8 protein-coding genes are annotated in these 8,850 nt (G+C 70.8%); 1 reads left to right on the forward strand and 7 read right to left on the reverse strand.

Translation table 11 applies throughout. From position 1 onward, the window contains the following. Positions 1 to 172: 172 nt before the first annotated feature. Entirely contained in the window at positions 173 to 964 is a 792-nt protein-coding gene (locus tag ACZ69Q_RS31110) for a maleylpyruvate isomerase N-terminal domain-containing protein (protein WP_471048063.1), read from the reverse strand. A gap of 93 nt (positions 965 to 1,057) precedes the next feature. On the opposite strand from ACZ69Q_RS31110, the gene ACZ69Q_RS31115 reads away from it, so the two are divergent. Next, complete coding sequence (locus ACZ69Q_RS31115; RefSeq protein WP_471048066.1) at positions 1,058 to 1,756, forward strand: lipoprotein; 699 nt, start codon at positions 1,058 to 1,060, stop codon at positions 1,754 to 1,756. A gap of 72 nt (positions 1,757 to 1,828) precedes the next feature. Here ACZ69Q_RS31115 and ACZ69Q_RS31120 read toward each other — a convergent pair whose 3' ends face one another. From ACZ69Q_RS31120 to ACZ69Q_RS31145, 6 genes are all read right to left on the reverse strand, one after another. Further along, positions 1,829 to 3,208 carry a glycoside hydrolase family 10 protein gene (locus ACZ69Q_RS31120; RefSeq protein ID WP_471048068.1) on the reverse strand — a complete coding sequence of 460 codons (1,380 nt, stop codon included), beginning with the start codon at positions 3,206 to 3,208 and terminating at the stop codon, positions 1,829 to 1,831. Positions 3,209 to 3,378: 170 nt separating this feature from the next. Next, a complete protein-coding gene (locus ACZ69Q_RS31125) occupies positions 3,379 to 4,035 on the reverse strand; it encodes an SRPBCC domain-containing protein (RefSeq protein ID WP_471048071.1) in 657 nt (218 codons plus the stop codon). Continuing rightward, positions 4,028 to 4,390: an ArsR/SmtB family transcription factor gene (locus tag ACZ69Q_RS31130; protein ID WP_471048074.1), complete on the reverse strand. Its 363-nt coding sequence runs from the start codon at positions 4,388 to 4,390 to the stop codon at positions 4,028 to 4,030. Before ACZ69Q_RS31130 ends, ACZ69Q_RS31125 begins: the two co-directional genes overlap by 8 nt. Positions 4,391 to 4,471: 81 nt before the next feature. Next, positions 4,472 to 5,251 (reverse strand): alpha/beta fold hydrolase, encoded by a 780-nt coding sequence (locus ACZ69Q_RS31135; RefSeq protein WP_471048076.1) that lies wholly within the window; start codon positions 5,249 to 5,251, stop codon positions 4,472 to 4,474. A gap of 64 nt (positions 5,252 to 5,315) precedes the next feature. Then, positions 5,316 to 6,455, reverse strand: a complete 1,140-nt coding sequence (locus tag ACZ69Q_RS31140; RefSeq protein WP_471048079.1) for an alpha/beta hydrolase — start codon at positions 6,453 to 6,455, stop codon at positions 5,316 to 5,318. Further along, positions 6,452 to 8,809, reverse strand: a complete 2,358-nt coding sequence (locus ACZ69Q_RS31145) for a thioester reductase domain-containing protein (protein WP_471048082.1) — start codon at positions 8,807 to 8,809, stop codon at positions 6,452 to 6,454. The genes ACZ69Q_RS31140 and ACZ69Q_RS31145 overlap by 4 nt, the downstream gene beginning before the upstream one ends. Positions 8,810 to 8,850: the final 41 nt, after the last annotated feature.

The following is an 8,850-nucleotide window of genomic DNA, read 5'->3' on the forward strand; positions in this document are numbered from 1 at the left end:
CCTGCGGGACCCTGGCGAACACGACAAAGCCTCTTGCCGGTTCGGCAAATCCGCCGGGGGCCGGGACCTCGGGGCTACGGCCTTGGTACGCCGCCCCGGGGATGGTCTCCGTGGAGCGTCTGCACTCCACTCCACAGTGACGTCAAAGTGGTCACGCGGTCCGCCGGCCGGCTCACTCGTCGGGCGCCTCCAGCCAGAAACCCGCGCGGGTCCGCCACAGGTCGAGCAGCGCGGTGTCGCCCTTCGTCTGCACGGCGGGCGCGGGCCGCTTGTAGAAGTACAGCAGCAGGTCGGCCACCGGGCCGCGTGCGGTCGCGGCCGCCCCGTCGGCGCCCGGGTGCCAGACGGGCCGTTCGCCGGTGAGGTCGACGACCCATGCACCGGCGTCGGTCGCGTCGAAGCGGAGCGTACGGCCGGGGCCGAGCAGGTCGGGCAGGTCCGGCCGGGGCTCGAACGCCTCGGGGAAGGTGGAGTACTCCAGCCACTCCTCGACCGCCTCGACGGCGAGATCGCCGTCGAGCCCGAACCGGGCACCGGCCGCCAGGGCCGCGTCGGCCCGGTGCACGACGGTCTCGTACGTCATGCGCCGCGCCCAGAACGCCACCGGCGCCGGCCGGTCCGCCGAGGGGTTCCACGCCCGGGCGTCGGGCCCTGCGGCGCGGAGGGTGGCGCTGAGCCGCAGTGCGCCCTCGGTGAGCCACGGGATCAGGACGGACTTGTCCTCGTCGGTGTACGCGCTGAGGTCGTTGACCAGGTCGTCGGGGACCGGACCGGCGGCCCGGGTCCGCACGACCTCCTCCGCCCAGCGGTGGTCGCCACCCACGTGCCGCAGCAACTGGCCCAGGTTCCAGCCGGGGCAGGTGACCACCGGGGTGGTCAGGTCCGCGCCGCGGACATGGGCCGTGAGCCGTTCGGTCTGGGAGACGATCTCGTCGCAGTGGCGCTCGAAGGTCAGCGAGGTCATCACCTCATGATGCCGCGGGGCGAGGGCCTGCCCTGTCGGTGGCTCTCGGATACTGTGTGCCGCCTGAGCAAGATCGGGAGGGGAGCGACAAAGATGCTGGTGGGGGCGGGACCCGTACGACGTCGGCTGGCCCAGGTGGCTTTGCTGGCCGGGGTGCTGACGGGTTGTTCGGGGGCGACGGAGGACGACGCGCGGACGTCGGCGAGCGCTTCGGCGTCGGCCGACGCGGCGGCGGACGCGAGCGATACGGCGGTCAAGAGCGGGGGCACCATCGGCGCGGCCGGGTCGGCGTGCCCGCTTCCCGTCACCTTCGACATCGCGAAGGACTGGGAGGCGGAGGCCATCGACTCCGGGACGGACGGCGGTGACGGCTCGGCGGAGCCCGACAGCGAGCTGGCCCAGGAGATCGCCGATGCGCTCCTGCACCAGGGCCCGGTCACGGCCGCCTGTGAGGTCGACGCCAAGCCGGCGGGGAACATCGGCTTCCTCCGCGTCTGGACGGGCGAGCCCGGTGACGACGACGCACGTGGTGTCCTGGAAGCCTTCGTTGCGGCGGAGAAGGGCGCGAGCAAGGCGAAGTACAGCACCTTCGAGGCGGGCGGCCTGTCCGGCGCGGAAGTGAAGTACCTCGTCACGAGCGAGCTCCTGGAGGAGACGAAGGAGGAGTCCGCGCTGGCCGTCACCACGAAGCGGGGGCCCGTCGTCATCCACCTCGGCGGGATGGACACCGACGAGCACCGGGCGATGCTCCCGGCGTACGATCTCGCCAAGCGGACCCTGCACGCCGGCTGAGCGGGCCGGCGGTCCGGCGCGGACGCCATGAGCGGGCGGCACCCGCGCCGGACCCGAACCACCCGGTGCCGGTCAGGACGCCGTACAGGAGCCGATCACCGGGGCCGCGCTGTTGCCGTTCTTCATGACGGTGAAGCCGAAGCTGGTGGACGCTCCGGCGGCCAGGCTGCCGTTGCCGTTCGGCCTCATCGTCATGACATTGCCGCTGCTGTCCCAGCTCGGAGTGCCGTTCCAGGTCGTGGAGACCTTCTGCGGAGAGGTCACCGTGACGTTCACGGTCCAGGTGCTGATGGCCGAACTCCCGGCGGTGATGGTGACCTTGCCGTTGAAGCGGTCACTCCACTCCTCGGCCTTGCTGTAGGTCGCCGTGCAGCCGGCGCCGGGGGTGCCGCCGCTGGAAGAGCCGCCGAGGGCGGTCAGTGCCGCTGTGTACGCGGGCTTCTTGACGTAGTTGCCGTCGAACAGCAGGGGCGTTCCGCTCGCGCGCCAGGAGTACTTGTCGGTGACGCCCCAGACGGTGATGCCGGTGCAGCGCGAGACGGCCAGGCAGGCGCGGACCACATTGGTGTAGTTGTTGGCCTGTGCCGTGCCCGAGCCCTCGATGTCCAGTTCGGTGATCTGCACGTCCACGCCGAGGTCGGCGAAGCGCTGGAGGTTGGCCTGGTAGTCGGACGGGACCGGAGAGGCGCTGTTGAAGTGGGACTGGAAGCCCACGCAGTCGATCGGCACGCCACGGGACTTGAAGTCCCTGACCAGGTTGTAGACGGCATTGCTCTTCGCGTTGACGCCGTCGGTGTTGTAGTCGTTGTAGCAGAGCTTGGCGGCCGGGTCCGCGGCACGGGCGGTGCGGAACGCCTCCTCGATGAAGCCGTTGCCGAGCTTGTCCTGGAAGGGCGAGCTGCGCCGCGCACCGCTGCTGCCGTCCTGGAAGGCCTCGTTGACGACGTCCCAGGAGTGGATCTTGCCCTTGTAGTGCTGCATGACCTGGGTGATGTGGTTGTTCATCGCCGATCTGAGGTCGGCGGTGCCAAGTCCGGAGACCCAGCCCGGTAACTGGGAGTGCCAGACCAGGGTGTGGCCGCGGACCTTCATGCCCCGGCTCTGGGCGTGGTTCACGACCTGGTCGGCGGAGCCGAAGGTGAAGGTGCCGCGGGTGCCTTCGGTGGCGTCCCACTTCATCTCGTTCTCCGGGGTAACCGAGTTGAACTCGGTGTTGAGCGTCGAGACGTACGCGCTCTCGCCCAGGTGGTTCGCGGCGACGGCGGCGCCGAAGTAGCGGCCCTTCTCGGCCGCCGCCGCGCCGAGGGTGCTCGCGGCCTGGGCGGTGCCGGTGAGGGCGCCGACACCGGCCGCGCCGAGCAGGCCGGCCAGGCCGAGAGCCAGTGCGGTGCGGACGCGCGAGCGCCGGGGCAGGCGCTCGGGAGGCGGATCGATGGATGTGCGGGTCACCATCTCGTCCCCTTCTTCGAGGTCGAAAGTTTCGGAGTCATTTCCGAATTTCGCGGCAGACCCTAGGAGCACCTCACCCAGACGTCAACAGACGCCACATCCACAAAATGCGATTGGCTCAAGAAAAGCTGCCTAAATACCCGGCATCGCCCCATCGAATGTTTCGATGACTTCTACGACTGATCGCCGGCACCCTCGGCGGCCCCTGTGTAGAACGCGATCGTCGCCGCGGTGGTCGATGCCACCGTCTGCTCGTCGACACCCGAGGCGGCATAGGCCTCGCCCCACAGCTCGCCCGAGCGCGTCGCGTACGCCTTCCCCTCGTCCGAGAGCTGCCAGGCTTCGCCCTCCTCCTTGCTCATCCCGCCGCCGGCGAGGTGCATACCGAGCCCCAGGAGCCCGAGGTCCCAGCCGACGCCGACCGCACCCGGGCCGAACCGACCCCAGAAGCCCTCCGGCACCACGGCCACATGCTCCAGCTCCAGTACGGTCCGCTCCTCGCCCTCAGGCGTGAGCCGCACCTCGACCTCGCTGAACCCCGGGTCGGGCCCGTACAGCCAGCTAACCCTCAGCCGGGCCGGCTCCTGGCAGTCCAGGATCTCGCCACCGGCGTTGCCCTCCAACTGGTAGCGCCCGCCGACCTTGAACTCCCCGCTGACGGGCAGGAACCAGCGGCTGATCCGCTCCGGCGACGTCACCGCGTCCCACACGTCGGCGACCTCGGCGTCGTAGGTGCGCCGCAGCAGCACCGTGCGGGCCTCGCCCGCCTCGACCTGGCGCACACCGACCCGCCGGTGCAGGCGGTTCAGCTCGTCGACGATCTCACTCATCCTCGTTCGCTTCCCTTCTCAGTCTGCGTTCGCGCTTGCCTCGCGCGAGTTCGGTTCCGAGGGCGTCGAGCCGCTGTTCCCAGAAACCGCGGAATCTCTCCAGCCATGCGTCCACCTCCCGCAGCGGTGCCGCGTCGACGGCGTACAGCCGCCGCGTGCCCTCCGCCCGTACGGACGCGAAGCCGCTCTCGCGCAGCACCCGCAGGTGTTGCGACACGGCGGGTTGAGAGATCCCGAACTCGTCCTGGATCACGGCACTGATGTCGCCCGACGCCTGCTCACCCGAGGCGAGCAGCTCCAATATCCGGCGTCGTACCGGATCACCCAGCACATCGAAAGCGTGCACGGACCTCACTATGCCAGCTCCTGCTTATATAAGGCAACACTTAAATAAAGCACGTGCGCGGGCCGGGGCCCGATCGCCGCGGCCGGCCGCCTATGCGTGCCCGGTGAGGAACCGGTCGAGTGCCGTCGTCAGTTCGGCGGGCTTCTCCAAGGGCAGTTCGTGACCGGCGTCCAGGACGCGGACCACCGCGTCCGGATACGCCTTGGCCATGCGCAGCATCTGGGCGAGGGGAAGCTGGATGTCGTGGTAGCCGTGCACCATGAGGGTCGGCACCTGTATCTCCCCGACCTTGTCCAGCACGTCGAAGGCACGCATGGCGCCGTAGAGCGTCATGACGACTTCGCGCGGGGTGTCGGCCGAGGCGCGGATGTACTCGCGGATCTCCTCGCGCGGGTAGCCGGGGGCGAAGGCGCGCTGGATGTTGGTGGCGACGAACAGCTTGAACGGGACGAGGGTCGAGGCGGCCATCAGCAGGGCGCGGCCGCGGTTGTAGGCCATCTTCCCGATGGAGTTCACCAGCACCATGCGCTCGACCCGCTCAGGGTGGGCGAGCGCGATGGTCTGGGCGATCATGCCGCCCATCGAGTGGCCGACGATCGCGAACCGCTCGATCTTCAGGTGGTCGAGGAGGGCGAGGACGTCCTGGGCCAGGTCGTCGACCCTGCGCGCGCCCGCCCCGGTGCTCTCGCCGTGCCCGCGCAGGTCGAGCCGGACCACGCGCCGCTTCTCGGCGAAGTGGGCCATCTGGTGGTCCCAGCGGTGCCGGTTGGCCGTCCAGCCGTGGACGAACACCAGGGGCACACCCTCGCCGTCGCGGGGGCCCTCGTCGTCGTACGTCAGCGTCGCGCCGTCGACTTCGAGCTGCGGCATGGGTGGCCTCCTGGAATGCGTCTTGGTTACCGACCGGTACGGTATCCGGCCGCGCGTGCTGCCGTCACCGTCGTTCGCCGAGGAAATCGAGGATGTGACCGAACACGTCGAGGGCCGCTCCCCTGCCGAGGAACGTGTCCAGGTGGCCGTAGCCGGGGATCTCGGTGTACGTCACGTCCAGCTCGGGCCGGCGGCGGGCGAGGACGTCGTGGCAGAGCCGCTGGGAGTCGAGCCACAGGCCGTTCTCGCTGCCGGCCAGGAGCAGGACCGGGGTGTCGATGCGGGCCGCGGCGTCGAGGGCGTTCTGCGGCAGCGCCCGGTAGCGGTGATCGGTGTCGTGCCAGCGCACGACGGTGCGGGCCAGTTCGATGCGGCGCAGGTGCGGCAGGATCCACAGCGGGGCGGGGCCGAGGAGTTCGGCGAGCCTGCCGTGGGTGGTGTCGGTCAGGTGCTCGTGGACGAAGAGGGAGGCGCCGGTCCCCCAGGCCGAGTTGTGCAGGATCTGGCAGGTGGGGTCAGGACAGCTCGCCTTGCGGGAGGCCAGGGCGAACAGCGGGGTGTACTTCGACCACAGGCCGACCTTGCGGAAGTCGACGGGGATGTGGTCGATGCGGGACTTCAGCAGTTCCCCTGCCAGGGTCATGGTCAGGGAGGTGCGGCCCGCGAGCTTCGGAGTGAGGAAGACGCCCTGGGACACCACACCCGCGAGGCCCGGCACCAGGCCCGCCGTCATGCTCAGCGACAGGGTGAGCGAGCCGATGCAGTGGGCGACCACGAACAGGGGGCGGTCGCCGATGCGGGTGCGGATGTGGGCGACGGCCTCGGGGATGTCGTAGAGGGCGACGTCGTCGTAGGTGTAGCGGCCGCCGGTCTCGTTGTACGGCAGCCGGCAGCTCCCGCGCCAGTCGAGCAGCCAGGGTTCGTAGCCGTCGTCGAGGAGGACGTCGACCATGTTGCGGGTCTCGGGCAGCAGGAACATGTCGGCCGAGGCGGTGTGCCCGTGCAGGAGCAGGACGGCGGGGCGGTCTCGGTCGCCCGGGTCGACGCGGGTCAGGCCGAGGCGTACGCCGTCGCTCGCGCGGAACGGGATCTCCTCGACCTTCGCCGGGTCGAGCCGGTGGCGCAGGGGGCGCAGGGCGGGGGTGGACCTGACCTTGCGCAGGGCGGGCCGGGCGGCCCTGGGGTTCGTCGTCCGGAAGATCATCGGTGCTGCTCCGTGGGGGTCTGGGTGCGACGCAGGTCGAGCAGGTCCGCGGCGGCACGGGCGAAGGGGCCGACCAGTCCGCGGCCCATCTCCAGGCCGAACCAGGCGAGCCAGGTGAGCTTCGCGGCGCGCTTCTCCTGGCCGGTCAGACGCGGGTCGACCTTGATGCCGTCGATCTGGTCGCGTACGTAGGAATCCGCGGGGACGACGACCTCCCCCGCCAGGCTCGCCGGTTCGCCCTCGCGGCCGAGTTCCACGGTCAGGGCGCGGGTCTGACGCCAGACGTCGCGGCGGGCGCGTGCGTACTTATGGCCCTCCAGCCACCAGCGGCCGCCTTCGCGGTCCGTCAACTCCAGTCGGTAGCGAAGGAGTTGGTGGCGCAGGCCGTGCCGGTGCGGGATGCCTTCGTCGGGGCGGATCCAGATGTCGCCGTGGGTCACGGTCAGCGGCTCGGGGTGCAGGGCCGGGCAGGTGACCTCGCCGCTCACGTCGACGCGGCGGTCCGTCACGAGCTGGTGCATGCTCGCGATGGAGAGGGTCAGGGACATCGAGCAGGGCGTGTCGGGGCTGCCGTCGATGGGGCCGACGCCGCCTCGGGTGGTCTCGGTGAACCACAGGTAGGGCTGGTCGTCCTTGTGCGGGAGGCGGGCCAGGCCGTCGCCGGCGAGTCGCTCGAACGTCTTGAGCTGGGCCCGGGCGTCGTAGCGGACGGCGGGCGGCAGGCCGAGGGCCTCGACGAGGGCGTCGGTGCGGTCGGCGACGGAGGCCGGGCCCTTCAGGGTGGCCTCGCACAGCTTCAGGGCGGTGGGGCTCTGCAACACGCGGCTGAGGAAGGTCAGTTCGGGGATCGGGTCGGCCTCCAGGCGGGCCAGGGCGTCGACGCGCCACTCGTCCCAGTCCTGGACGCGCACGTGCATGCCGCCGAACGCCATGTCCCGTACGACGTCGTCGAGGGTGTTGGGGACGCCGGTGAGGTTGTAGTCGAAGCCCCAGGCGTCCGGCTCGCACACGACGGCGACCGCGACGCGGCTGACCCAGTCGACCGGGGCGGCGTTGAGGTAACGGAAGGCGGGGACGGTACGGAAGCGGCCGAAGGCCGAGATGAGACCGCTGCTGAGGTCCTGGGCGTTGTAGGCGCCGGTCTTGGTGTGGCCGCCGATGCCGCCGGGGCGCATCGCGGTGACGATCAGGCCGTGGTCGCGGGCGCGGCGCAGAGCGACCTCCGCGGCCCACTTGGTCTGGTCGTAGCCCGCGATGAGGCGGTCGATGTGGGCGAGGGGGTCGTCCTCGCCCATGGACGGGATGCCGACCTCGTTGAAGACGGCGATGGAGGAGATGTGGTGCAGCGGCTTGGGGCGTCCGGTCGCGGCGAGTTCGGCCAGGGTGAGGGCGCCGAGGACGTTGCTGGTACGCAGCGACTGGTAGCCCCGCAGGAAGTCCACGGCGGCGGCGACGGAGACGACGCTGTCCAGCTCGTGGGTGAGGGTGTTCCAGACCTCGTCGGACAGACCCAGGTGCGGTTGGCGGATGTCGCCCGGCAGCACGGTGACGCGGCGACGGACCTCCGACGACCAGGGCAGCGCATAGCTCTTGAGCGCTTCACCGAGCCGGGCCACGGCCGCCTCCTCGTCGGCGGCCCGGACCAGGCAGTAGACGTGCGCGTCGCTGTGGCGCAGAAGGTCCAGGAGCATATGGCTGCCGAGGAAGCCGGTGGCGCCGGTCAGCAGGATGCGGCTCGGGGGGAGCGGCTCGGGCGAGGCGACGAAGGGGAGGCGGTCGGCGAGCGCCAGGTCGGCCAGGATCTGGGTGAGATCCTCGGGGCGGGCCGTGGCGTCCGACGAGGTGGCGAGCTGCGCGGGTCGAACCACGGCCGGCGGCGCGGCGCGAACAGGCGCTTCCGGTACGGCGGTTGCGGTTGCCGTAGCGGACAGCCCGTGCTTGGCGAGGGCGATCGGCCTGGCATCGGCGAACACCTCGTCCAGATCGACCGTCACGCCGAGCTCGTCCTCCAGCGCGGAGACCAGCTCCACCGCGCTCACGGAGGTGCCGCCGGCGTCGAAGAAGTCGGCGTCGGGCGCCAGTTGTCCGGCGGGCACGTGACGGCCCGCGACGGCGGCTATCGCGGCGGCGAGTTCGTCGAGGTCACGCGGCTGGGACGGGGGCGGCGCGCTCGGGGCGGCGGCCCGGTGGGGCGTGGGTGGAGCTGTGTCCTGCGACGGTACCGACGCCTCAGCAGTACCCGTGACCCTCGCCAACAGGTCCGACACCGTCAGGCCGACGCCGCCCCGTTCGATCGCCTCCGCGATCGCCCGCTGGTCGGCGGTCGCCGACGCGTTCTCGTTCACCTCACGCATGAGAGCCCTTCACCGTTTCGCCTTGCCCTTTCCTCGCCGCT

It is taken from the genome of Streptomyces sp. NPDC036764 (assembly GCF_055609385.1).

What these genes read in the sequence shown, in the direction of transcription:
- ACZ69Q_RS31110 (WP_471048063.1), bottom strand. Translation starts at nt 964, where the DNA reads ATGACCTCGCTGACCTTCGAGCGCCACTGCGACGAGATCGTCTCCCAG.
- ACZ69Q_RS31115 (WP_471048066.1), top strand. Translation starts at nt 1,058, where the DNA reads ATGCTGGTGGGGGCGGGACCCGTACGACGTCGGCTGGCCCAGGTGGCT.
- ACZ69Q_RS31120 (WP_471048068.1), bottom strand. Translation starts at nt 3,208, where the DNA reads ATGGTGACCCGCACATCCATCGATCCGCCTCCCGAGCGCCTGCCCCGG.
- ACZ69Q_RS31125 (WP_471048071.1), bottom strand. Translation starts at nt 4,035, where the DNA reads ATGAGTGAGATCGTCGACGAGCTGAACCGCCTGCACCGGCGGGTCGGT.
- ACZ69Q_RS31135 (WP_471048076.1), bottom strand. Translation starts at nt 5,251, where the DNA reads ATGCCGCAGCTCGAAGTCGACGGCGCGACGCTGACGTACGACGACGAG.
- ACZ69Q_RS31140 (WP_471048079.1), bottom strand. Translation starts at nt 6,455, where the DNA reads ATGATCTTCCGGACGACGAACCCCAGGGCCGCCCGGCCCGCCCTGCGC.
- ACZ69Q_RS31145 (WP_471048082.1), bottom strand. Translation starts at nt 8,809, where the DNA reads ATGCGTGAGGTGAACGAGAACGCGTCGGCGACCGCCGACCAGCGGGCG.